This is a genomic window from Colwellia sp. C2M11, assembly GCF_018860915.1.
GTDB lineage: Bacteria > Pseudomonadota > Gammaproteobacteria > Enterobacterales > Alteromonadaceae > Colwellia.
On the sequence record NZ_JAHKQD010000029.1, the window covers coordinates 14,939 to 39,704 of the forward strand.

Below are 24,766 nucleotides of genomic sequence, written 5' to 3' on the forward strand. Positions count from 1 at the left end.
CGATCCTAAACTTTCACTATTTTTATTGCGCATTTTTTATAATCCGTTTGTTTTGACAACGGGTCAGTTGCATCTAGCGTAACTTTATTGACTAAACGGCTTGCATCAAACCAAGGCATATATACTAAACCAATAGGAGGTTTATTACGGCCTCTGGTTTCAACGCGAGTTTGTACTTCACCGCGTCGAGAAATCAGTTTTACTAAATCACCACGACGCATATTACGAGCTTTAGCATCATCAGGGTGCATGTAAACAAGCGCATCAGGCATAGATTTGTAAAGCTCTGGTACTCGTTGAGTCATTGAGCCAGAATGCCAATGTTCTAATACACGACCAGTTGATAACCATAAATCATATTCATCGTCTGGTGACTCTGCTGGTGGCTCATAAGGTAAAGCGAAAATAATCGCCCGACCATCTTTGTGACCATAGAAATCCCAGCCACTGCCTGGTTTAACATAAGGATCTGAGCCTTCCTTGAAACGCCATTGTGTTTCTTTACCATTCACTACTGGCCAACGTAAACCACGTTCTTGATGATATCTGTCGTACGGTGCTAAATCATGTCCATGACCGCGACCAAAACTGGCATATTCTTCAAATAAACCTTTTTGGATATAAAAACCGAAATCACGAGATTCATGATTTAACCGATCTTTTGGTATTTCATCCAATGAGAAATTACCTACAGAAGCATCTTTATAAAGCACATCAAATAATGTTTTACCACGAACGTCTGGTTTCTTAGCAATTAGCTCTTCAGGCCAAACATCTTCAACTTTGAAGCGTTTTGAAAATTCAACTAATTGCCATAGATCAGATTTAGCCCCTGTTGGCGCTTCCACCATTTGATACCAAGATTGCGTACGACGTTCAGCATTACCATAAACGCCCTCTTTTTCTACCCACATGGCTGTAGGTAAAATTAGATCTGCAGCTTGTGCTGTTACTGTGGGGTAAGGGTCAGAGACAACAATAAAGTTTTCGGGATTACGGTAACCAGGATAAGCTTCTTCATTAATATTAGCTGCAGCCTGCATATTATTATTACATTGTACCCAGTAAAAATTTAACTTACCGTCTTTTAACATGCGGTTTTGCAATGCAGCATGATACCCTGGTTTAGCCGGCACAGTACCCGAAGGTAAATTCCATATTTTTTCGGCTGTAGCCCGATGTTTAGGGTTAGTAACAACCAAGTCAGCAGGTAAACGATGCGAAAAAGTACCAACTTCACGTGCAGTACCACACGCTGAAGGTTGGCCTGTTAATGAAAACGGACTATTACCTGGTGTTGAAATTTTCCCTGTTAATAAGTGAATATTATAAGCGAGGTTGTTCGCCCAGACACCGCGTGTATGCTGATTAAATCCCATAGTCCAAAAAGAAGTGACTTTAATTTTAGGATCGGCATAAAGTTCAGCTAATGCTTCAAGTTTATGTACTGGTACCCCTGATAATTTAGCGGTATATTCAGCCGTATATGTGCTAACAAATTTAGCATAAGTATCAAAATCTATTTCGGTAGAGCTACCTGCTGTTTTACCATTATTTTTCGCCACTTGCTCTAACGGATGTTCAGGGCGTAAACCATAGCCAATATCTGTTTCACCTAATCTGAAATTAGTATGTTTATTAACAAAGTCTTTATTCACGCGATCAGTTTGAATAATATAGTTAGCAATAAAATTCAAAATAGCTAAATCAGTTTGTGGTGTGAAAACCATCCCGTTATCCGCTAAATCGAAGCTTCTGTGCTCAAAAGTTGATAATACTGCCACTTTTACATGAGGCGCACTTAAACGACGATCCGTTAAACGCGTCCATAAAATAGGATGCATTTCAGCCATATTTGAACCCCATAAGACAAACGCATCCGCGGCTTCTAAATCGTCATAACATCCCATAGGCTCATCAATGCCAAAAGTTCGCATAAAACCACCAACGGCAGAAGCCATACAATGACGTGCATTAGGATCAATATTATTAGTACGAAACCCTGCTTTCATTAATTTTACCGCAGCGTAACCTTCTTGCACTGTCCATTGACCTGAGCCAAACATACCAACAGCTTCAGGACCACTTTTATTCAATGTTGCTTTTGCTTTTTCAGCCATCACATCGAATGCTTTATCCCATGATACTGGTGCAAACTCGCCTTGTTTATCGTACTTACCATTAGTCATGCGTAATAATGGTTGAGTCAGCCTATCTTTCCCATACATAATTTTAGATAGAAAGTAGCCTTTAACACAGTTAAGGCCTTTATTGACAGGAGACTTAATATCGCCATGAGTGGCAACAACTTTACCATCCATGACCCCTACATTTACACTGCAACCTGTACCACAAAATCGACAAGGTGCTTTGTCCCATTTGAGTTTAGTAATATCTGAACTTGTAATTAAGTTTGATGCTAAAGAAGGCACAGACACCCCTGCAACAGCAGCCGCTGCGGCAATAGCGTTGGCTTTAATAAATTCTCGGCGATTAATCATTTTGTCACCTTCCCCACTTTATTTAATGTCGTTTTAAAATGTTTCATTCAATTTTATCGTTGTTATGCTGCTTTAATTATTTTCACTATCAGTACTTTCATCTAAAATCTGATGATAAACAGGTGATAAATTAATAACGCCTTTATGATTTCTTATCGTATCCATTTTGTTGCCAATATCCTTATAACTATGCCCCTCTATTGTAAAAACAATTTTACCTTCTGCACTGGTTGCATGAATTTCAGTACCATCTACCCTTGTTATTGCTTTTTGCACCTCGATTAACTGCTCAAAAATAGGATAAGCGACGAAACTTGCCACATGATATTCATCTGTTCTACTTTCATTATTTTTCGTCATATAATTTTTTAAATACCGCTTGTTTAATGTAAATACAGCTAAAGATTAGTTTGCTTTTGGCTCGAATATAAAGGAAATAGCATCTTGTGGACATTTACTGATGCAAGCACCACATTGAGTACAATCAACATCATTTATACTTGGCTCAGGAATACTGGAATTAAGGTAATGAAATTTAATAGCACTCGTTTCACACTCCTCACGGCAACTTTGACAATAAATGCTATTCTTAGCTAAACACTTATCACTAATATCTATGTTAACTGGCCAAGGTTTGTTATTTTGAGCAATCTTATCCTTGGTATTTTCATTATCAATAAAATCGCCAGAGAAAAGCGGTTGCTCACAAGCATCAATACACTTATTACAAAAAGAACATTCACCTAAACTAAAATCTACGGTTGGAAAACCCTCTTCATCTTTAGTAATGATCTTGGTTTCACAACTATTTATACAGTCTTGACACTGTGTACAACCCGAAGTAAATACAGATTCATTCACTACCCAAGGCAAACGTAATACTTGTTTTGTGTGTATCCGACCACGTAAAAGTCGCCTTCTCGCTGGATTATCAACACGTTTATTGGCTTTTGATGTTGAAGTAGACAAGGTATTAAGATCCAGGAGGACCAAAAATAAACATTTGGCTTATCCATATGGCAAAGCCAAAACCGGCAACGATGCAAACAGATAAAATGGGAGCAAGGAAAATAGTAAGAAAAATAAAAGTGTTACGCTCATATTTTTTTTGTTGTTTGTGAAGTGTTGTTAGGCTCATATCGTACTCGATAATCTATAATTAAAATCAAATTATAATGTGTACTTTAATATCATAGTTAAGCTTAGGGCTTGATATAGATCAAGATTCAGACATAAAAAAACCACCGTCTATCGAAGGTGGTTTTTTATAAAAGTTGGCTTTATTTCAATTTATGATTTTGGGGAGGATCTTCTGTTTCTCGCTTAACAAGTATAAAAGTTAAATACATTTTTGTCGGCAAAGAAAAAACTAAACCCAACGCAATACAGACCGCACTAATAATGATGCCTGTAACGCCTAAAGACTCCATATAATCACTATAATTATGTAAATATATACCTAAAATTAACAAGCACAAACCAATACAAATAGATATTTTCAATAATAAAATAAGTTTTTTATCTGACATAGTTGCCTCAAATAAAATGGTTATTTAGTGTTTTGTTATTGTAATTTAGCTAATAACGCCTCTACAGGATGTTTTGCTTTGAGTGCTGTTAAACGTTTCACCTGTGACCGACAAGAAAAACCTGTAGCCAAAATTTGTGTTTGCTCTAACTCAGCTAACTTAGGCTGCCAACTTAGATTAAATAATTCTTTAGAGTTATCTAAATTAGACTTTTCATGTCCATAGGTACCGGCCATACCACAACATCCGACAGTCACTTTTTCTAAATTCAAACCAAAATGGTTAAAAATATTTGTCCATTCATTTTCACTATTCACTAAAGCGGTCTTCTCAGTACAGTGAGTAAATAATTTAAACGCTTGCTGATTTTTATCTGCAATGCTTTTGAATTTTTCATCTTGTTCAATAAACGACAACAGCCATTCATGGGCGAGCAATACTTTAAAGTCACCGCGTTTATCACCCAAAATTTTTGCGTATTCATCGCGATAACAGAGCACCATTGACGCATCCATACCTAACATGGGTATATTCAGTTGAGTTAATTGATTTAAAAAATCACTCGATGATTGAGCTGTTTTGGCAAAGCGAGCTAAAAACCCTTTCACATGTTGCGCCTTACCGTTTGGTTTAAACGGTAATAAAATAGGCTCTAAACCTAACGCTTTTATTAACGCCATCATACTTTCGACAGTTTTAGCGTCATAGAAAGATGTAAAGGGATCTTGTACAATTAATACGTAACCCTTACGTTGTAGGTTCGTTAAACCTTGTAATTTATTTAAATCAAACCCTGAATAACCCGCTTTTTTGACCTGTTTTTTTAATGTAGGAACACTTAATAATGGAGTGTTCACGTAACCAATAGTTTTTTCAGATAACTTATCATAAGCATTCAAACTTAAAATACTATTCATCAACTTTGGCGCTTTAGCCATTAATGGTGCTAATATTTCTACATTAGCGACAAGATGATCTTTTAGTGGTCTAGGATAGCGTGAGTGATAAATGTTGATAAACCTGCTTCTAAAATCTGGCACATCAACCTTTATTGGACACTGGCTAGCACAAGCCTTACACGCTAAACACCCTTGCATTGCTTCCATAACTTCATGAGAGAAGTCATTTTTATTCTCTTCTTTTTCAAAAAAAGTAAGCTTGAATTTAGTAATAGTCGTGTCTAGTAATTTTTTAACTGACCAATGATTTACTTGTGTTTCTAGTGCTAATATATCAACACCTTGCTTCTCTAGTAACCTTAACCATTCACGCATTAAACCAGCACGGCCTTTAGGTGAGTGACGTCTGTCCTTAATTACCTTGCTTGATGGACACATAGGACTATTAACATCATAGTTAAAACATAAACCGTTACCATTGCAATCTAAGGCAGCACTATATGAATCTTTTACCGTAATAGGAATCTGTCGATCAAAAAAACCACGTTTAGTATCATCAACACTGACTAATTGTTCGCTTGAATCAATCGGGGTACATATCTTACCTGGATTCATTTTATTGAGTGGATCAAATGCGGCTTTGATTTTCCTTAATTCAGCGAATAATTCCTCGCCAAAAAACTCAGGGCCATATTCACTACGATAGCCTTTACCATGTTCCCCCCACATTAACCCGCCATATTTAGCCGTTAATTCTACCACCTTGTCAGACAAAGTTCTCAGTAACTTTTCTTGCTCTGGGTCACACATATCAAGTGCCGGACGTACATGTAAAACACCTGCATCTACATGACCAAACATACCGTAATGCAAGTTATAACTATCAAGCAACGCTCTAAATTCACTAATGAAATCAGCTAAGTTTTCAGGCGGTACCGCAGTATCTTCTGCAAAAGCTAACGGTTTTTGCCTGCCATCTGTATTACCTAAAAGTCCTACCGCTTTTTTACGCATAGCATAAAGCTTATTGATACTACTTAAATCAGAGGTGACTTGATAGCCAATCACTCCACAAGCACTACCATTTTCTTCATTGGCAATTGTTTCATCTAAACCAGCTGTTAAAATGGCAACCTGCTCAGCTAAGTCTTCAACGCTTGTCCCATTAAATTCAACAATATTAATACCATCCATGACTTTGTTAGGCACGTCAGTAATTAAGTCACTTACGCTGTGCCAAACAATATCTTGTTTAGCTAGGTTTAACACTTTACTGTCGATAGTCTCTACTGAAGTTGCTTTTGCCTTCACTAAAAAAGGTGAATGACGTAATGCAGAATCAAAACTATCATATTTAATATTAATTAACGTTTTAGCGGGGCTAATAGGAGTAATATTAAGTTTAGCCTGACAAACAAAAGCTAATGAGCCCTCTGAGCCAGTTATTATTCTGCTTAAATCAAATGTATTCAGTTCCTCATTTTCACTACCTTGAGCTTGTAATACATTTTCCAAATCATAACCGGTTAAAAATCGATTTAAACGGGGGAATTTTTTCAGAATAAGCTCGCGGTTATCAACACTAGACGCGAGAACCTGTTGAACTATTCTGCCATGACTAGTTTCTTCTTTTGCCAACGCTTGTGCTTGGGTGATCGTCATAGGTTCAGTATTAAGTACATCGCCATTTGCTAGCACAGAAGTTAAAGCTAAAACATGATCAGACGTTTTACCATACACTAATGAGCCTTGGCCAGAAGCATCAGTATTAATCATTCCACCGATAGTGGCACGGTTACTTGTTGATAAATCGGGTGCAAAGAAAAAACCATGTGGACGTAAATAATCATTTAATTGATCTTTTACTACACCCGCCTCTACTTTCACCCAGCGTTCTTCAATATTTATTTCTAATACTTTATTAATATATTTAGATAAATCAACAATGATACCCGGTGTTAAACTTTGTCCATTGGTTCCTGTACCACCACCTCTAGCACTAAATTTTATATCGCTATAATTATCTTCACTTGCCGTTTTAGCCAATAAGATAATATCTTGTTGTGTGCGGGGGTTAATAACTAACTGGGGCAATTGCTGATATATACTATTATCAGTTGCAACAGCAAGACGTGCACTATATTTGGCACTAATATCACCCGTGAAGTTTTTAGCTTTTAACGCACGAACAAAATTATCGTAAAGAGGAGAAAGGTGTGTTTGATGATCAATACGAGGTAGCATGAATATTTATCTGTAAACAAAAAGGAATTGCTTGAGTATATCATGTAAAAACTGACTTTTGATCAGCTTATTAAGGTTCCTTTATATTAAAATTATATTTTATAAACATTCAATTAATCGATAACATTATATTCACAATCATGTCTCCCCAAAATAATTTAAAATTTAACTTTCAATTGGTTGTTCTTTGGTACTTATCATAAGATTCATCGACTTATTATCAAGAATAGTGGAAATATTTTTTTATCAGTCATCATGGTAGATTAACCCAATAAAACTAGGATAATATTTCTTTGTCTTATTGATTAACCTAACAATTTTCGCCTCAACCACCCTACTTTAAAGCACAAAAAGCTTGCATTGAAAATGATTGCCACACTATAATCTTAATTACTCTTGTATGTTCTTTATTTTCAAAAGGATTTATTTTAAATGTCTCAGCAAGTGTTGGTATTATATAATCGTCACTCAAAAATATTCCTTTTACTTTGCATTATTCCCCTCACCATATTTGCTACCGTACATTATCTGAATCAAAATTATGTTTTAGCTAGTAGCCTATTATTTACGTTAATTGTTTTTGCAACCAGTCTTCTGAAAGTTAAAGATAATACCATTAGCACTCTTTGTAAATTCAGCATGATTTTCTCCATGTTTTTAACCATAGCATTTGCCTGTTATTATATGGGATTACATGGAATTGTTTATGCCTTTCCAGCCATTACTGGGCTGTTTTTTCTTACATCCATTAGAACAGCTCTATTAATAGCTATTCCCTCGATATTATTTTATTTAGCATTAACCACATTACATGAAGAAACATTTAAAGCGGCCAAATTATTAACGTCTTTTATTTTAACTATTATTTTTACCGCTTATTCAGCTTATTATTCAAGAAAGCAAAAAGACGCCGTAGGTGAAGAAGCCAAAAAAGATCCTTTGACCGGTTTAGCTAATCGTCATTCCTATAATAAATGGCTAGATGAATGTCATTTAAACACTGATATTAAGAGCATTACTTCTATCAATTTAGATATTGATAAATTTCGTATTATTAATGACACCTTAGGTTTTGATACGGGAGATGAATTAATTCAGCAACTTTCTAAAAAATTATCCACTATAATAGAAAAAGATATAACACTTACGACGGCCGAATCCTATTATTTTGCTCGATATTCAGGAGATTCCTTTGCGATAGGCTTAACCAACCTACCTGAAGAGTTTGATATATTGCCCTTCATTAACAGATTAAAACTAGCTGTTAATGAATTAACTATTATAGCTAAAAATCCCATTAAAATTTCTGCATCTATCGCGATTGTTAGAGCCAATAGATTTAAAGGGAAATTTCAAAATATTATCGATAACGTGGATATAACATTAAAACAAGCAAAACAGCTTGGAGATAATAGTATACAAGTCTTTGATGAATCTATTAGCAAGCAATTTAAGGAGCAAAAACATATAGCACAAGAACTAACAAAAGCACTGAATAACAACGAATTTCATATGGTATTTATGCCTATTTTTCGTCATAACAAAAATAACATTGTTGGTGCTGAATTATTGCTTAGATGTGATAGGAAGGAACTCAAAGAGTATGGTCCAGATAAATTTATTCCAATCGCTGAAAGCACGGGATTAATTCAACAAATCGATTATTGGGTACTTAATGAATCATTTAAAATAATTGCTAACACTGATATGTTAAGAATTCCCAGTATTGAATTTTATTCAATCAATATCTCCTCTAAACAACTTCATAATAAAGACTTTATTCCGCGTATTAAAAAAATCCTTAACCAATATAATCTCGACCCAACAATTATTGAGCTTGAAATTACTGAGACCAGCTTAGTAGAAAGTGACTTGCAAGCAATCGACACCCTTATTTATTTAAGAAGAATCGGATTTAAGCTATCACTCGATGATTTTGGTACTGGCTACACATCCTTTAACCAACTAAAAAAATTCCCACTCAATAATTTAAAAATAGATAGAAGCTTTGTTAGTGGCGATATGGAAAACACATCACCACTAATTGGCATGTCTCTTGTTATTTTATCAATTGCTAAACTTTATAACTTCAGTGTCATCGCAGAAGGAGTAGAAACAGAAAAACAATACCTTGAATTAAAAAATAACGGCTGTGAATATTTCCAAGGTTATTGGTTCTCTAAGCCCATTACAGTCAAAGAGTATGTATCCTTGCTCGTGCAGACAGATGAATAAAAAGTAAAGGCCTAACAATATTTAGAAATAAAAAGCGTTAACATGATTAAGTCCAATATGTGTAATATTGGTTTCGATAATAACTCTATAATTAAGCCTCATCAATACCATAAATATCAAACTAAACAAAGACTATTTATAGCTAAAATTCCTTGTTAAATCGTTAGCTAATGCTCCCAAAAATTTATAAACATGGTAAACTGAGGCAAAGGGCCATGCCTATCAGATGAATACTTTGAATCAATAAACTGTATGAATAACCATTCTAGAAAAACTTACGCCACTGTAAACTTACCCGCATTATTAAGTAACTACACACATATTGCTAACCTCGCACCAAGAAGTGAAACGATAGCTGTAATAAAGGCGAATGCATATGGCCATGGTGCCATTGAAATAGCTAAATACTTAAGCCCACATGTCCCAGCCTTTGCTGTTGCTTTTATTGATGAAGCAATTCAACTGCGCGATGCAGGTATAACCTTACCTATTTTGGTAATTGAAGGTGCCTTGTCATATCAAGATTTCTCAATAGCCTTACAGCAAAACTTTTGGTTGATGCTTCACTCTACGGAGCAAATGGATTGGTTAAAGCAGTTTCCTACACCATATGTTGGTAAATTGTGGCTAAAAGTAGATACAGGCATGAATCGTTTAGGTATAAAACCAAATGATGTTGATAGTATTTTAACTCAATTATCACCAGAGCAATTAGAAAACTTAGTGCTATGTACTCACTTTTCTAGTGCTGATGAGTTAGACAATCCCAAAACACAATTACAGATTCAACAATTTGAACAAGTAAATGAAAAACATGGTTATAAAAAAAGTTTAGCTAACTCTGCTGGTATTTTAAGCTGGCCGAAAAGTCATGGTGACTATAATAGGTTAGGACTTGCTTTATATGGCGCAACACCAATACCGGTTAATGATTTACCCGTTAAATTAGCACCGGTGATGACATTAAAATCTACAATTATGGCGCTGAGAAAATTAAAAGTTGGCGAGTCTGTTGGTTATGGCGAAACATGGCAAGCTAAACGCCCATCAATAATAGCCACTGTCGCAATAGGGTACGCAGACGGTTATCCTAGAAACGCGAAAAATGGTACGCCTGTTTGTATTAATGGACAGATTGCAACACTTGCCGGAAGAGTATCAATGGATATGATCACCATTGATGTTACTAATGTTGTTGGTGTTAAGGTTGGCGATAGTGTTGAATTATGGGGTGAAAACTTAACGATTGAAACTGTCGCCGAACACCTTGAAAGCAACAATTATGAGCTACTGACTAGAATATCTAACCGTGTTCCAAAGTTTTATATAAAGTAACCTCACAATAAAATCAAAACATGATGCTAAAAATATTGCTTCTAAGCTTTTTAACCCATTTAACATACTTACGTGACATAAGTTAAAAAGCTCAGCAATATAACTATTCTATTCCTATATATTTATGCACCTGTATTGATAAACGCCAATTATTAGCAATACAAGTATCAATTGCCAATTGTGTTGCTCGATCTTTTTGGCTAATGGGTTGTAAGTATATAGGCGTATTGCCAATATCATGTTCTGCCAATAATGTTTTCAGATCATCGACATGTTGCTCTGTTGCAACAGGGTGTTTAATTTCATCTGCGCGGGCCATTGCACTAGATAATATCGGATAACCACCACGCATATTAATTTTAGGTGAAACCGTTACCCAGCACTTAGTTGACACTAAAATATCAAAGGTACCTGAAGTTTCAACTTGAGTGCTGTAGCCAATATCTTCAAAAGCATCACACAGAGGTGTTAAATCAACCATACAGGGCTCTCCTCCTGTAATGACTACATGTTTAGCCTGGTAACCTTGCTCTGTAACTAATGCTTTAATTTGCGTCACAGAAAGATTACTCCATTGCGGCGTTTCTTGCGATTTAGCTAACATTTTTTCTTTGGTTACTTCATCACTTAATTCAACTTCCCAAGTATGCTTTGTATCACACCAAGAGCAGCCGACAGGACAACCTTGTAAACGAATAAATATTGACGGCTGACCAGTAAAAGAGCCTTCGCCTTGTATTGTTTCAAACATTTCATTAATTTTATATTGAATCATTTTAATTTGTGCTTTTGCCTAAGATTTTATTCAAGTAAAATGGACATAACTGATTATACCCTATTTATTTTTAAGAGACTTAACTATGACTGAAAAACTATCCACAGAACAAATAAAAACAGAGAAAGTTGTGGTTATTTATTCTGGTGGAATGGATTCATTTACCGTATTGAATCGTGCATTAAAAGACGGCAAAGAAGTATTTGCGCTTTCGTTTGATTACGGCCAACGTCATGTAAAAGAACTTGAGTGTGCCAGTAAAGTTTGCGCCTCTTTAGGGGTTGAACATAAAGTTATTGATATTTCGTCTATTAATCAATTATTAGCAGGCTCTTCTTTAACCGATGATATTGATATTCCTGAAGGTCATTACGAAGCTGAAAATATGAAGTCAACCGTGGTACCTAACCGAAATATGATTTTATTATCGTTAGCGGTAGGTTATGCGGTTTCAGTAGGTGCTGCTCAAGTATATTATGGTGCACATAGCGGCGATCACACCATTTATCCTGATTGTCGACCAGAATTTGTTCAAAAAATGAATGATGTTTGTCTTATAGCGAATTATGAAAGTGTTGAAATCTTCAGTCCATATTTAACAGTAAATAAATCAGCTATTTTGAGCGATGGGATAAGTATGGGTCTAGACTATAGCGATACATGGACTTGCTATAACGGCAGAGAGAAGGCCTGTGGGAAATGCGGCGCTTGTGAAGAACGCCTTGAAGCATTCAGTGACAATAATGTTATAGATCCTATTGAATATGAAGCATAACTAAGAGCCTACACTCAGCGTTATTCAAACTAACAGTCACATGAGTAAGTAACGATATGTCTACTGCAAATAAAAATATTTTACGAGTTAAGACATATCAGTTACTTGAAAGTGAAACTAAGTCGGGCATTACTGCAAAACTCGTTACTTGGCTGTTGATTATACTTATTATAAGCAACGTTGCTGCAGCGATCACCTCTTCTGATTCTGACTATTATTTATTGTATAAACATGCATTTATACTTTTTGAGACTATTTCGCTTTCAATTTTTTGTTTTGAATATTTATTACGAGTATGGTGTTGCGTTGAAGCGGAAGAATATCAAACGGTCACCAATTTAAAAGCAAGAATTAACTATATATTCACGCCTATGGCATTAATTGATTTAATTGCCATTCTACCTTTCATTATCGCACTATTCTTTTCTCTAGATTTACGCACTTTACGCTTAATAAGAGTATTACGATTATTAAAATTAACCCATTATTTTAAAGGGTTTGATATTTTTATCTCTGTTATCACAAAAGAGTTAAAAAATATTATTGCCGTCATGATAGTGATGTTATTTTTTATTATTATCGCTGCAAGTTTAATCTATTCTATCGAGGGAAAAGTACAACCTGAAACCTTTGGCAGTATTTTTGAATCTTTTTGGTGGGCTGTGGTTACCATGACAACCGTAGGTTATGGCGATGCCGTACCAATTACTACCTTAGGTAAAGTCATCTCAACCTTGATCATGCTTGTTGGTGTCGTTTTTGTAGCATTACCTGCGGGTATGCTAGCTGCACGTTTTGGCGAAGAGTTACGACGAAGAAAAGAACGTTTAGACGCCAACATTAAAGGGGCATTAACTCATGGTTATATCGACAACGATGACTTTAAAACATTACAATCACTAGCAGAAAAGTTAGAGATTGAGCCTGAAGACTTGCAACGTAGCATTACAATGTTAAAAGAGAAGCACCATGAAAATAAGTGCCCGCATTGTGGTAAATAAAATCTATCGTAATAAAGAAGTCCGCAAAATAATTTAAATAACAATAAAATAACCACAATAGTACTTTATTGTTATTTTAAGACTAAATACGTCTAACCGTTAGTAAATCATAAGCTACACTTATTAATACCTTGTCTATTAAGCTATTAAGGATGTTGTATGAATGAAGAATTCAGACATCAAACGCAGTATATAAATAAATTTATTAATGGCAATAATGATACCAAAACACATATTTATCTTGAACAAATATTACTACTACCTGCTGATATGCAAGATAAAGTCATTAATGAAATTAGCTATTTAAATAATTGCAACTGCTTCGCTATCGCAAAGATAATAGGAAAATATTCAATTATTTATCCTAAATAATGTACTTAATAATCAAGCTTAAATATATTAACCTTAAATTCTTAAACATTATCTTCACAAATCAGGAATAACAACTCAATAACACACCTGAGCCAATAGTTTGATTCACTAAGTGTTCAATTGTTGAGTTCTTAATTTCGCAATTTCATCGCGAGTCGCGGCTGCTTTTTCAAATTCAAGGTTTTGTGCATGTGAATACATAGCTTTTTCAAGCTCTAAAATCTTTTTATCTATTTCTTTCGTCGTTAATGCTTGGTAGTTAGCCACTTTTTCAGCAACTTGATCCAACGCTTTTGATTGACTGAAATCACCAACATCCATTACATCCGTTATTTTACGGATAACGCCTTTCGGCGTAATATTATTGTCGATATTATATTGATGTTGTAATCCTCTACGACGTTCGGTTTCATCAATCGCTTTACGCATAGACTTAGTAACTTTACTCGCATATAAAATAGCTCTACCATTAATATTACGTGCTGCTCGGCCAATTGTTTGAATTAACGAACGCTCTGATCGTAAAAAACCTTCTTTATCCGCATCAAGTATCGCAACAAGTGAAACTTCGGGCATATCTAAGCCTTCACGTAATAAATTAATTCCCACCAACACATCAAATTTACCTAAGCGAAAGTCACGAATAATTTCAACACGTTCAACAGTATCAACATCTGAATGCAAATACCGTGTTTTAATACCGTGTTCATCTAAATAATCAGTTAAATCTTCAGCCATACGTTTAGTTAGCGTTGTTGCTAACACGCGTTCATTCAATGGTAATCGTTTATTAATTTCTGACAGTAAATCATCAACCTGGGTTTCTACGTCTCGCACTTCAATTTGTGGATCAAGTAACCCCGTTGGTCGAACAACTTGCTGAGCAACCTCTCCTGCAGACTTCTCTATCTCATAATGACTTGGAGTAGCAGAAACATAAATAGTTTGAGGTGATAAAGCTTCAAACTCCTCAAATTTCATCGGTCTGTTATCAAGTGCAGAAGGAAGCCTAAAACCATATTCTACTAAATTTTCTTTTCGAGACCGATCACCTTTATACATGGCGCCAATTTGAGGCACAGTAACATGTGATTCATCAATAATAAGTAACCCATCGTCAGGTAAATAATCAAATAAAGTCGGCGGTGCTTCTCCTGCTTCACGACCAGACAGATAACGTGAGTAGTTTTCAACGCCTGAGCAATAGCCAAGCTCTGTCATCATTTCAATATCAAATTGAGTACGTTGAGAAATACGTTGCTCTTCTACTAAACGGTTATTATCTTTAAGAAACTGAGAGCGCTCTTTTAGCTCTATTTTTATTTTTTCTACTGCCGATAATATTTTATCGCGTGGTGTTGCATAATGCGTTTTAGGGTATACAGTAACCCGTGCTAGTGTTCGCTCTACTTGTCCCGTTAAAGGATCAAACTGACTAATACGTTCTATTTCTTCATCAAATAATTCAACCCGCAGTGCAAGACGATCAGATTCAGCTGGAAAAATATCAATGACATCACCGCGTACACGGTAAGTTGCACGTGCAAACGCCAGATCATTACGTTTATATTGTAACTCCGCCAGTCGACGTAATATATCTCGTTGATTAATAATGTCACCAACACTTATATGCAACATCATTCTTAAATATGAATCAGGATCCCCTAACCCATAGATAGCCGAAACAGATGCAATAATAATAACATCACGACGTTCTAACAATGCCTTAGTTGCCGACAAGCGCATTTGTTCGATATGTTCATTAACCGAAGCATCTTTTTCAATAAAAGTGTCTGTTGTTGGCACATAAGCTTCGGGTTGATAATAGTCATAATAAGAAACAAAGTATTCCACAGCATTGTTTGGAAAAAATTCTTTCATCTCACCATAAAGTTGAGCCGCTAAAGTTTTATTTGGCGCTAATAACATCGTCGGACGGTTAAGCTGTTCAATCACATTCGCAATAGTAAAAGTTTTACCCGAGCCAGTAACTCCTAATAAGGTTTGATGCGCTAATCCTGAATCAATGCCTTCTAATAACTGTTTAATAGCCGTTGGCTGATCACCACTGGGTATATAATCCGATTCTAATTTCAGTGATTTAACCATTGTTTCTTTAAATAATTCTTCTTTCAAGACAATTGTTCCTTAGTAATAAACTCATCATGATTAAACTGCTTAATGAATAATCGGTAAGAAATAAATGCCATCACTAAGTTACCAAGTAAAGCGCCAATAAAAAAACCATGTAAACCATACAAATAACTTCCTAAATAAGCTAAAGGTACATAACAAATAAATAACCTTATAATACTCAATATCAAAGCGGTTATCGGTTTATGAAGCGCATTAAACGATGAATTAGTTAATATGACTACACCTTGAAGACCATAACCTAAAGGTAAAATCCACATAAATAATACGATAATGTCTGCGACTTCTTTTTCTTTAGCGAAAACGGATGCAATCAATGGAGCTGCAATTACTAAGACCATATAAATCAGTATTTGCCAAAATATAATAAACTTAATAGACGTTTTATAGGCTTGTTCAACACGTTCCATATTACCTGCACCAAAATTTTGGCTAATAAAAGGTGGCAAAGTCATTGTCATTGCTAAGACGACTAATGAAGCAATAGATTCTATACGAGAGCCAACCCCAAAGCCAGCCACAGCGGACTCACCATAACTCGCAGCAATAGCAGTCATAATCGCTGCAGCAATTGGTGTTAACATATTAGCACCTGCAGCAGGTAAACCTATTTTCAATATACCACGACATGAAATCATTAATTGTTTCATGGGGATAAAATGCGTATGAATTAAGTTTTTTTGTTTTGTTAAAATGATCAATATCAGTAAAAAACCAACAATCCAAGAAATTAAGGAAGCTATGGCAGCACCTTCGATTCCCATCGCAGGAATAGGGCCAAAACCAAAAATAAATATAGGGTCAAGCACAGCATTGATTAACCCTGAACTGCCCATCACGATACTAGGCGTCTTTGTATCACCCGATGCTCGAAGTACAGCATTACCTATCATAGGGCCAATTAAGCACACACTACCTAGGTACCATATATCCATGTACTCATGGATTAAAGGTAATAAAGATTGCTTTGCACCAAGCAAAGTAAAAAGTTCATCTGTATATAAATAACCAATAAATGACAATATGATAACGACAATTGCTGACATGTATAAGGCAGCTGTAGCTGAGTTTTTTGCCGATTCATGATCATCACGCCCTAAAAACTTAGCAATAACTGCCGACGTACCTATACCTAAACCAATCATCAAACTAATAACGGTAAAGGTAACAGGAAAAGTAAAGCTAATAGCAGCTAACGGCTGTGTCCCTAGCATACTGACAAAAAATGTATCGACTAAATTAAAAGTCATTAACAAAATCATGCCGTAAATCATTGGGATGGTCATTCGTTTTATAGTATTACCAACAGGATCTTTGAGTAAATTGATCGGTTGCTTATTATTTTTTATCTTTTTAATTGACGTCATTAATAAATTTTAGAGAATTCCTAGTGATAATACATAAGTTTAACAATTGCTATTGTAATCAAAAGCAAAAGAAATGCACAGTAAATGCAGTCAAATATATAACTGATTAAAAACCAACCTAAAGTGCTAATAAAAACACAAAAAACTCATAAGTTACTGATAACAAATAAGTAAATAAAACATTCATTTTGTTGTTGACTTACCTACACGCTAAGGAAAACGATAATGTCACTAGTTTTTACAATTTAACTAACATAGTTATCCACAAGTTTCGTGGATAACTACATTTTCATCAGGTTTTATAAGCAATTAAAAATTGATGCATAAGAAACGGTCAAGAAGCGATGACAAACTAACGTTACTGAACGCAATTTGAGCAAACAAACGAATAATTCATTTTTTTCTTATTTTAGTGTTGACAGTTTGCCATCAGGTCTTTAATATTCCGCCCCGTTAGCCAAGACGGTTAACACGCAATCGAAAGAAAGCAATTCCCCAATAGCTCAGTTGGTAGAGCGATGGACTGTTAATCCATGTGTCACTGGTTCAAGCCCAGTTTGGGGAGCCACATTTTAAAACAACGACAGATGTAGAGCGATGAACTGTACTCTCTAATAATAGCATGTGTCGCTGTTGGTTTCTCAAGCCTAGTTTGGGGAGCCATATTAAAGAATGAGAATTAACAAACTCATGTAAAAAGTTTATTCCCCAATAGCTCAGTTGGTAGAGCGATGGACTGTTAATCCATGTGTCACTGGTTCAAGCCCAGTTTGGGGAGCCACATTTTAAAACAACGACAAATGTAGAGCGATGGACTGTACTCTCTAATAATACCATGTGTCGCTGTTGGTTTCTCAAGCCCAGTTTGGGGAGCCACATTTTAAAACAACGACAAATGTAGAGCGATGAACTGTACTCTCTAATAATAGCATGTGTCGCTGTTGGTTTCTCAAGCCCAGTTTGGGAGCCACATTTTAAAACAACGACAAATGTAGAGCGATGGACTGTACTCTCTAATAATAGCATGTGTCGCTGTTGGCTTCTCAAGCCCAGTTTGGGGAGCCACATTAAAGAATGAGAATTAACAAACTCATGTAAAAAGTTTATTCCCCAATAGCTCAGTTGGTAGAGCGATGGACTGTTAATCCATGTGTCACTGGTTCAAGCCCAGTTTGGGGAGCCACATTAAAGGCTACGAGAAATCGTAGCCTTTTTTCTTGCCTAAAATATACTCACCTATAACTCACCTTATAGCTCAAGCTGATTTAAGTAATAAAAACATAGCGATGGACTGTACTCATTATTAGCCAGGCATGTGTCATTGGTTCAAGCCCTTATCATACAAAGATCAGGGAGCCACATTAAAGGCTACGAGAAATCGTAGCCTTTTTTCTTGCCTAAAATTACTCCCTTGTAACTCACCTTATAACTCAAGCTGACTCAAGTAATAACAACATAACGATGGACTGTACTCATTATTTAGTCAGGCATGTGTCACTGGTTCATTACACAGCGCTAATGTTGACTCTAATCTTTCAATTTTCTCTAGTAAATCCAAAGCAAGAGCGATCCCAGCTTGATTAACACCAAGATCCCGTTGAAGCCTCATAGCAGTTCGAGCACGTTTAAAACTATAAACTGAAAATATCCAGCTCGTCTGCTCTACTGGTGTTGCTTGATAATTAATAGGGTCTAATACTCCAACTTCAACTAGTGCTATAACCCATTCTGTAGAACTTGAACACGCATAAGACAGTTCCTCAAGAGAAAATTCAGCCTCGTCATCGATAAGTACACCGTCTAATATTATTTCTTTCATTAGTTTATACTCCTAATAAGGTTCGAGGGTTAAAGTCTAATTCATCTTGCATTTTTTTATAGATCGCTTTAGCAGCCTCACTGTCGGCCGGTGGTAAAACAATCTGAGTTACTACGTATAAATCACCTGCTGTTTTAGCAGGAATACCACGCGCTTTTAAACGAAGCTTCTGGCCACTTTTTGTCGCAGGTACAATTTTTAAATCTACTGGACCTAATGGTGTTGGCACTTTAACCGTTGCACCCAGCGCAGCTTCCCAAGGAGTGATGGGTAAGTCGAGATATACATCATGCTCGACCACACGATAAATAGAGTGAGTATTGAATGATAATTCTAGATAAAGATCTCCTGCGGCCCCTCCCCCGTGACTTGGCGTACCTTGACCGGATAATCGGATACGTTGACCTTCTTTGACACCTCTGGGGATTTTAATTTTCAAGGTACGTTGTTTATTTACAACATGCCCTTGCTTATCCAACTCCGGTGACTGAAGTACAATACTCCTTGTTGCACCAAGATATGCGTCTTCAAGATCAATCACCACTTTAGCATGGTGATCTTCACCACGGGTCTTATAATCAGCTTGATGTTGATTGTTTGGTTTCTGTGAGCCATATCCTCTACCAAATAATGAATCAAAGAAATCACTAAAGTCTGCCTGACTTGCTCCGCTTGACCCACCATCCTTAAATTCAAACCCAGCATCCCAATCAGGTGGTGGATTAAAATCTTGTCCTGATTGCCAGTCGCTACCAAGTTGATCATAAGAAGCACGTTTATCGGGATCTTTTAGTACCGCATATGCTTCACCAACCTCTTTAAAACGAACTTCTGCGTCAGCAGCTTTATTAACGTCAGGATGATATTTTCTCGCTAACTTTTTATAGGCACGCTTAATTTCATCCGACGTTGAATCTCGATTGATCCCCATTACTTTGTAATAATCTTTAAAATCCATAAATCACTCCAGTGCGGCCCGTTAACAAAATATATTGTATAAAACGATGAATAGCATAAGCTTCAGAAATCATTATGCGCTTACTGGCTATAGATAAAAGATCTTTTAATCACAATGACAACACAAATCAATAAAAAGTCATAAAGCTGAAATACCGTAGAACGAACATTTCGTGCTATCACTTAATCCGTGATATTTTTAATATAGGTATCGTCTATCAGACTTGATAAATAATAGCCCTTAATATTAGTCAAAAATAAAGGGAGCTTTATTGGCTTTTACTCGAATCCAATTTAGAGAATGCTGCACTGATTTTCGAGCAAGTAGATTTTTTTCAATCTTATTCTTACCAGGGAGTGGCACTAAACTCAGACCGATTAATAATGTGATTATGCCTTGGCCAGGTAGCACTAACATCACGAGACCAGACACAATCAAGACTATTCCAATCATGACTTTTGCTAAGCTAATTACGTAGGTTATGCTGCGACTCATTGAGGTTAATTGTTTCTTTTTATTAGCGATATCATTCGGAAACTCTTTACGGATAAAGTATTGTGAATCCATTTGTGTAATGATGTAAGTTATCGCCATAAAATATGCAATTGAAGCAAATGTTGTTGCTAAAAAAATTACAAAAATATAATCGAAATCAACGATTCCTATTAGATAAGTTGAGATAATATTGTAAATTTCTTTGAGCATTTTTTGCAATCCGTTATTACTTAGTTTCACATTATTTTAGTTGGGTATTATGCAATTATTCGAAACATTGGTTCAATGGCTCACTACCCATTGGGTAACGATCATAGTTATCTTTCATATTAGCTTATCTCTTGTGACATCAGTACACGTACTGCTTTTTAAAGAAAATGAACGTACCTCATTGGCTTGGATTGGGCTAGTGATACTTTCACCTGTTATTGGAAGCCTATTTTATTGGCTATTTGGTATAAATCGCATCAAACGTTTAGCTCAAAAAAAACACCCTAATATGCTTAAAAAAAGCGTTAGCCAACAAGGTAAGCAAAAAAAGTTTACCAATATCCCTGAAAACTGGCATTCAATCATTACATCTGGCCACTCTATTCATTCTGTCAATTATGTTGCAAATAACAGTATTGAACCGCTTATTAATGGAGATATGGCCTATCCTGCCATGATTAAATCAATTGAATCTGCGAAACACCATATTGTTTTATCAAGTTACATTTTCGATTATGATTCAATTGGGCGACAATTTATCCAAGCTGTAACCGTTGCACATAAAAGAGGTGTGATTGTAAATATTTTATTAGACGGTATAGGCATTGGCTATGGTTGGCATAAATCAGATCGCGCTTTAAAAAAACAAGGCATAAAAGCTATGCGTTTTTTGCCAGCCATTTCACTAACGGGCATTCGGTTTATTAATCTTAGAAACCATAGAAAGATACTTTGTGTAGATGGTGAAGAAGCCTATATTGGCGGGATGAATGTCAGTCAAAATAATCTTGTTAAGTTAGCAGAAAAGCCCATCGATGATGTTCACTTTAAAGTAACAGGCCCTGTAATTGATCAAATTAGTCAGGTATTTATCGAAGATTGGTTTTTTGCAACACAAGAAACACTTCAATTTCCTCAGTATCGTCCTACCCCAGAAAAAAATAATGCTGATAAGCCTGTGGTTGCTCGCGTTATTCAAGATGGCCCAGACGAGCACCATAATAGAATACGTTGGACATTAATTAATGCCTTAGTATGCGCAAAAAAGCGTGTCAAAATAATTACACCATATTTTTTGCCTGACCATACGTTAATGACTTCTCTTCACGCCGCGGCATTACGAGGGGTATTGATTGAGATTATTATTCCAGAGCATACGGATATACGGTTTTTAGACTGGGTAATGGAAGCTAATTTTTTAAGAATAATGGAGCATGGGATAAAAATATATAAAAATAACAGGCCTTTTGATCATAGTAAAATAGTTATTATTGATGATATATGGTCATTTATAGGCTCGTCCAACTGGGATGCTAGAAGCTTAGAGTTAAATTTTGAGATTAATCTTGAATGTTTTGATACCGCTCTCAATAGCCAGTTAAATGATATTTTTACCTTAAAAAAAGAAAACTCTCAACCGGTTGATAAAACTAAGATTAGTAGTTTGCCGACCTACAGAAAAATTCGCAATAATTTGTTTCGCCTATTTTCATCTTATTTATAATCGTTATGCTTACTACTATTATTACTACATATTACTACTACCAAATACATTAAGGCTTTAAAGCCAATGTAGCATAGTAGGATCCCTAAAATTATGGCAATTGCTTAAAAGCTGAGCTAGAAGAAAAATTAACGATATTACTTTGAAATACAGTTAAATGTAAAAAGATAGACTGATAGGATGGTTTTAAATACCTCATGTATAACAGGTATTTATTCTTATTATCGGAAGCAATAAAAAAGTCTTATACTCGATAAGAATATAAGACTTTAACTGTTAGCAGAGTTAATTTTTATTTTTCAGAAATTAACTCTTTTTTATTTTCAAAAGAAATAACTAACTTATCTTTCTTAACACCTACTTTAGCAACACCACCATTAGTTAACTCACCAAAGAGTAGTTCATTAGCCAACTCTTTTTTAAGCTTTTCTTGTATCAAACGAGACATTGGACGAGCGCCCATTGCTTTATCGTAACCATGCTCAGCAAGCCACTTTTTAGCGTCACGTGTTAACTCTAAAGAAACACCTTTTTCGTCAAGTTTTGCTTGTAGCTCAACAATAAATTTATCAACAACTTGTTGAATAACCTCATTATCAAGATGATTAAACCAGACAATATTATCAAGGCGGTTTCTAAATTCCGGCGAAAATACTTTATTAATTTCACTCATAGCATCTAAGCTATGATCTTGTTGTTTAAAGCCAATAGACTGACGTACAGTTTCTTGAACACCGGCATTGGTTGTAAGAACTAAGATAATATTTCTAAAATCCGCTTTACGTCCATTATTATCGGTTAATGTACCATGGTCCATTACTTGTAATAAAATATTGTAAACATCCTCGTGAGCTTTTTCTATTTCATCAAGCAATACTACCGCATGAGGGTTCTTGATTACTGCATCAGTAAGTAAGCCGCCTTGTTCATAACCTACATAACCAGGAGGAGCACCAATTAAGCGACTAACCGCATGTTTTTCCATATATTCGGACATATCAAAACGTAGTAATTCAACACCTAATATTTTAGCTAGCTGTTTTGTTACTTCTGTTTTACCAACCCCTGTAGGGCCTGCAAATAAGAAAGATCCTACAGGTTTTTCTTCTTCACCTAAACCGGCACGTGAAAGACGAATAACCGATGATAACTCTTCTATTGCTTGATCTTGACCAAATACGACTAGTTTTAGGTTGCGATCAAGCATTTTAAGGCTATCTTTTTCCGTAGAAGAAACTGATTTTTCAGGAATTCTAGCCATCGATGCCACAACACTTTCAATATCAGTATTACTGATCGTTTTTTTACGTTTTGAAGCGGCAACAAGTTGTTGTTTAGCACCGGCTTCATCAATAACATCAATCGCTTTATCAGGTAAAAAACGTTCATTTATATATTTATCTGATAATTGAGCCGCTGCACGTAAAGCAGCGTTGGTATACCGAATACCATGATGCAATTCATATTTTTCTTTTAACCCTTGTAAAATCTTAGTGGTATCTTCCACACTTGGCTCAACAATATCTATTTTTTGAAAGCGCCTTGCTAGTGCTCGGTCTTTTTCAAATACACTTTGATATTCTTGATAAGTAGTCGAGCCCATACAACGAAGTTTACCCGCTGACAGTAATGGTTTGAGTAAATTGGAAGCATCTAGCATTCCGCCAGATGCTGCGCCTGCGCCTATAATAGTATGAATCTCATCAATGAATAAGATCGCATTCTCATCAGTTTCTAGATCTTTTAATAAGGCTTTAAAGCGTTTTTCAAAATCACCACGGTATTTTGTTCCTGCAAGCAAAGCGCCCATATCAAGAGAGTAGATTGTCGCATTACTTAAAAATTCGGGTACGTCCTCGTTAACAATCATATTTGCTAACCCTTCAGCTATCGCCGTTTTACCAACACCGGCTTCACCTACAAATAAAGGATTATTTTTACGTCGACGACTTAATACTTGTAATGTTCTTTCAAGCTCGCTATTTCGACCAATTAAAGGGTCTATATTGCCTTTTAACGCTTCTTCGTTAAGGTTAACAGAGAAGTTTTCAATAGTACGCGGCTCTTCTTCAGCAACTTGTTCACCATCTTCTAAAGGTGAGTTACTCGAATCATTTCCTATTTTAGCAATACCATGTGAAATATAATTAACAATATCTAAACGACTAATATCTGCTTTTTTCAATATGTAGGCGGCTTGCGATTCTTGCTCACTAAAAATAGCGACCAAAACATTGGCACCATTGACTTCGCTCTTACCTGATGATTGCACATGAAACACAGCACGTTGTAATACGCGTTGAAATCCCAAAGTTGGTTGAGTTTCTCTTTCTTCTTCTTCAGCTGGAATTACGGGAGTAGTCTCTTGAATAAATTCAAGTAAATTAGTCTGTATCTTACTGAGATCTGCACCACACGCCTTTAAAACTTCAATAGCTGATGGATTGTCTAATAGTGCTAATAATAAGTGTTCAACTGTCATAAACTCATGACGGTACTCTTTGGCTTGACGAAAAGCTAAGTTAAGGGAAATTTCTAAATCTTTATTAAGCATAGGTACTCCAATTTAATTCCTTGCTAATTTCTCTTTTAA

19 protein-coding genes and 3 tRNA genes are annotated in these 24,766 nt (G+C 35.7%); 9 read left to right on the top strand and 13 right to left on the bottom strand.

The window, feature by feature from the left end:
* Positions 1-5: 5 nt before the first annotated feature.
* The 6 genes from napA to KO509_RS08530 all read right to left on the bottom strand — a co-directional run bounded on the left by napA (position 6) and on the right by KO509_RS08530 (position 7,173).
* Positions 6-2,501: a nitrate reductase catalytic subunit NapA gene (gene napA / locus KO509_RS08505; protein ID WP_215972857.1), complete on the bottom strand. Its 2,496-nt coding sequence runs from the start codon at positions 2,499-2,501 to the stop codon at positions 6-8.
* 72 nt (positions 2,502-2,573) lie between these two features.
* Positions 2,574-2,861 (bottom strand): chaperone NapD, encoded by a 288-nt coding sequence (locus tag KO509_RS08510; protein ID WP_215972858.1) that lies wholly within the window; start codon positions 2,859-2,861, stop codon positions 2,574-2,576.
* Positions 2,862-2,906: 45 nt separating this feature from the next.
* Complete coding sequence (gene napF, locus KO509_RS08515) at positions 2,907-3,470, bottom strand: ferredoxin-type protein NapF (RefSeq protein ID WP_215972859.1); 564 nt, start codon at positions 3,468-3,470, stop codon at positions 2,907-2,909.
* Positions 3,471-3,474: 4 nt separating this feature from the next.
* Positions 3,475-3,639, bottom strand: a complete 165-nt coding sequence (napE, locus tag KO509_RS08520; RefSeq protein ID WP_215972860.1) for a periplasmic nitrate reductase, NapE protein — start codon at positions 3,637-3,639, stop codon at positions 3,475-3,477.
* Positions 3,640-3,781: 142 nt separating this feature from the next.
* Positions 3,782-4,030: a hypothetical protein gene (locus tag KO509_RS08525; RefSeq protein WP_215972861.1), complete on the bottom strand. Its 249-nt coding sequence runs from the start codon at positions 4,028-4,030 to the stop codon at positions 3,782-3,784.
* Positions 4,031-4,065: 35 nt separating this feature from the next.
* Positions 4,066-7,173: an FAD-binding and (Fe-S)-binding domain-containing protein gene (locus tag KO509_RS08530; RefSeq protein WP_215972862.1), complete on the bottom strand. Its 3,108-nt coding sequence runs from the start codon at positions 7,171-7,173 to the stop codon at positions 4,066-4,068.
* 651 nt (positions 7,174-7,824) lie between these two features.
* On the opposite strand from KO509_RS08530, the gene KO509_RS08535 reads away from it, so the two are divergent.
* Together KO509_RS08535 and alr are read left to right on the top strand one after the other, a co-directional pair.
* A complete protein-coding gene (locus tag KO509_RS08535) occupies positions 7,825-9,408 on the top strand; it encodes a GGDEF domain-containing phosphodiesterase (protein WP_215972863.1) in 1,584 nt (527 codons plus the stop codon).
* Between the two features lie 252 nt (positions 9,409-9,660).
* Entirely contained in the window at positions 9,661-10,743 is a 1,083-nt protein-coding gene (alr, locus tag KO509_RS08540) for an alanine racemase (protein WP_215972864.1), read from the top strand.
* 103 nt (positions 10,744-10,846) lie between these two features.
* Here the strand turns inward: alr and queE are convergent, their stop codons facing one another.
* Positions 10,847-11,518, bottom strand: a complete 672-nt coding sequence (gene queE / locus KO509_RS08545) for a 7-carboxy-7-deazaguanine synthase QueE (RefSeq protein WP_215972865.1) — start codon at positions 11,516-11,518, stop codon at positions 10,847-10,849.
* Between the two features lie 85 nt (positions 11,519-11,603).
* Here queE and queC point away from each other — a divergent pair, with 85 nt between their 5' ends.
* From queC to KO509_RS08560, 3 genes are all read left to right on the top strand, one after another.
* Complete coding sequence (queC, locus tag KO509_RS08550) at positions 11,604-12,293, top strand: 7-cyano-7-deazaguanine synthase QueC (RefSeq protein WP_215972866.1); 690 nt, start codon at positions 11,604-11,606, stop codon at positions 12,291-12,293.
* A gap of 56 nt (positions 12,294-12,349) precedes the next feature.
* Entirely contained in the window at positions 12,350-13,294 is a 945-nt protein-coding gene (locus KO509_RS08555; RefSeq protein WP_215972867.1) for an ion transporter, read from the top strand.
* A gap of 159 nt (positions 13,295-13,453) precedes the next feature.
* On the top strand, positions 13,454-13,666 hold the full coding sequence (locus tag KO509_RS08560; RefSeq protein WP_215972868.1) for a hypothetical protein: 213 nt from the start codon (positions 13,454-13,456) through the stop codon (positions 13,664-13,666).
* A gap of 108 nt (positions 13,667-13,774) precedes the next feature.
* Here the strand turns inward: KO509_RS08560 and uvrB are convergent, their stop codons facing one another.
* A complete protein-coding gene (uvrB, locus tag KO509_RS08565) occupies positions 13,775-15,775 on the bottom strand; it encodes an excinuclease ABC subunit UvrB (protein ID WP_215972890.1) in 2,001 nt (666 codons plus the stop codon).
* A 23-nt stretch (positions 15,776-15,798) separates the two neighbouring features.
* Positions 15,799-17,187 carry an MATE family efflux transporter gene (locus KO509_RS08570; protein ID WP_215972869.1) on the bottom strand — a complete coding sequence of 463 codons (1,389 nt, stop codon included), beginning with the start codon at positions 17,185-17,187 and terminating at the stop codon, positions 15,799-15,801.
* A 492-nt stretch (positions 17,188-17,679) separates the two neighbouring features.
* Here KO509_RS08570 and KO509_RS08575 point away from each other — a divergent pair.
* The 3 genes from KO509_RS08575 to KO509_RS08585 all read left to right on the top strand — a co-directional run bounded on the left by KO509_RS08575 (position 17,680) and on the right by KO509_RS08585 (position 18,370).
* Positions 17,680-17,755 (top strand) — tRNA-Asn (locus KO509_RS08575).
* Between the two features lie 137 nt (positions 17,756-17,892).
* Positions 17,893-17,968: transfer RNA gene (locus tag KO509_RS08580), tRNA-Asn, on the top strand.
* Positions 17,969-18,294: 326 nt separating this feature from the next.
* Positions 18,295-18,370: transfer RNA gene (locus tag KO509_RS08585), tRNA-Asn, on the top strand.
* A gap of 300 nt (positions 18,371-18,670) precedes the next feature.
* On the opposite strand, the gene KO509_RS08590 is transcribed toward KO509_RS08585, so the two are convergent.
* The 3 genes from KO509_RS08590 to KO509_RS08600 form a co-directional block, all read right to left on the bottom strand.
* The gene (locus KO509_RS08590) at positions 18,671-19,006 is read right to left on the bottom strand and encodes a chaperone modulator CbpM (RefSeq protein WP_215972870.1); all 336 of its coding nucleotides are present in this window, start codon (positions 19,004-19,006) and stop codon (positions 18,671-18,673) included.
* 4 nt (positions 19,007-19,010) lie between these two features.
* Positions 19,011-19,964: a DnaJ C-terminal domain-containing protein gene (locus tag KO509_RS08595; protein ID WP_215972871.1), complete on the bottom strand. Its 954-nt coding sequence runs from the start codon at positions 19,962-19,964 to the stop codon at positions 19,011-19,013.
* 246 nt (positions 19,965-20,210) lie between these two features.
* The gene (locus KO509_RS08600; protein WP_215972893.1) at positions 20,211-20,669 is read right to left on the bottom strand and encodes a PGPGW domain-containing protein; all 459 of its coding nucleotides are present in this window, start codon (positions 20,667-20,669) and stop codon (positions 20,211-20,213) included.
* A 49-nt stretch (positions 20,670-20,718) separates the two neighbouring features.
* On the opposite strand from KO509_RS08600, the gene KO509_RS08605 reads away from it, so the two are divergent.
* Positions 20,719-22,173, top strand: a complete 1,455-nt coding sequence (locus tag KO509_RS08605; protein ID WP_215972872.1) for a phospholipase D-like domain-containing protein — start codon at positions 20,719-20,721, stop codon at positions 22,171-22,173.
* Between the two features lie 292 nt (positions 22,174-22,465).
* Here the strand turns inward: KO509_RS08605 and clpA are convergent, their stop codons facing one another.
* A complete protein-coding gene (gene clpA / locus KO509_RS08610; protein WP_215972873.1) occupies positions 22,466-24,727 on the bottom strand; it encodes an ATP-dependent Clp protease ATP-binding subunit ClpA in 2,262 nt (753 codons plus the stop codon).
* Positions 24,728-24,766: the final 39 nt, after the last annotated feature.

Bases quoted from the DNA above. Each gene is read 5' to 3' on its own strand.
- KO509_RS08510 (WP_215972858.1), bottom strand. From the start codon at position 2,861: ATGACGAAAAATAATGAAAGTAGAACAGATGAATATCATGTGGCAAGT.
- alr (WP_215972864.1), top strand. From the start codon at position 9,661: ATGAATAACCATTCTAGAAAAACTTACGCCACTGTAAACTTACCCGCA.
- KO509_RS08595 (WP_215972871.1), bottom strand. From the start codon at position 19,964: ATGGATTTTAAAGATTATTACAAAGTAATGGGGATCAATCGAGATTCA.
- KO509_RS08600 (WP_215972893.1), bottom strand. From the start codon at position 20,669: ATGCTCAAAGAAATTTACAATATTATCTCAACTTATCTAATAGGAATC.
- KO509_RS08605 (WP_215972872.1), top strand. From the start codon at position 20,719: ATGCAATTATTCGAAACATTGGTTCAATGGCTCACTACCCATTGGGTA.
- KO509_RS08525 (WP_215972861.1), bottom strand. From the start codon at position 4,030: ATGTCAGATAAAAAACTTATTTTATTATTGAAAATATCTATTTGTATT.
- KO509_RS08530 (WP_215972862.1), bottom strand. From the start codon at position 7,173: ATGCTACCTCGTATTGATCATCAAACACACCTTTCTCCTCTTTACGAT.
- napE (WP_215972860.1), bottom strand. From the start codon at position 3,639: ATGAGCCTAACAACACTTCACAAACAACAAAAAAAATATGAGCGTAAC.
- KO509_RS08555 (WP_215972867.1), top strand. From the start codon at position 12,350: ATGTCTACTGCAAATAAAAATATTTTACGAGTTAAGACATATCAGTTA.
- queC (WP_215972866.1), top strand. From the start codon at position 11,604: ATGACTGAAAAACTATCCACAGAACAAATAAAAACAGAGAAAGTTGTG.
- KO509_RS08535 (WP_215972863.1), top strand. From the start codon at position 7,825: ATGTTTTTAACCATAGCATTTGCCTGTTATTATATGGGATTACATGGA.
- queE (WP_215972865.1), bottom strand. From the start codon at position 11,518: ATGATTCAATATAAAATTAATGAAATGTTTGAAACAATACAAGGCGAA.
- uvrB (WP_215972890.1), bottom strand. From the start codon at position 15,775: ATGGTTAAATCACTGAAATTAGAATCGGATTATATACCCAGTGGTGAT.
- KO509_RS08560 (WP_215972868.1), top strand. From the start codon at position 13,454: ATGAATGAAGAATTCAGACATCAAACGCAGTATATAAATAAATTTATT.
- napA (WP_215972857.1), bottom strand. From the start codon at position 2,501: ATGATTAATCGCCGAGAATTTATTAAAGCCAACGCTATTGCCGCAGCG.
- KO509_RS08590 (WP_215972870.1), bottom strand. From the start codon at position 19,006: ATGAAAGAAATAATATTAGACGGTGTACTTATCGATGACGAGGCTGAA.
- KO509_RS08570 (WP_215972869.1), bottom strand. From the start codon at position 17,187: ATGACGTCAATTAAAAAGATAAAAAATAATAAGCAACCGATCAATTTA.
- clpA (WP_215972873.1), bottom strand. From the start codon at position 24,727: ATGCTTAATAAAGATTTAGAAATTTCCCTTAACTTAGCTTTTCGTCAA.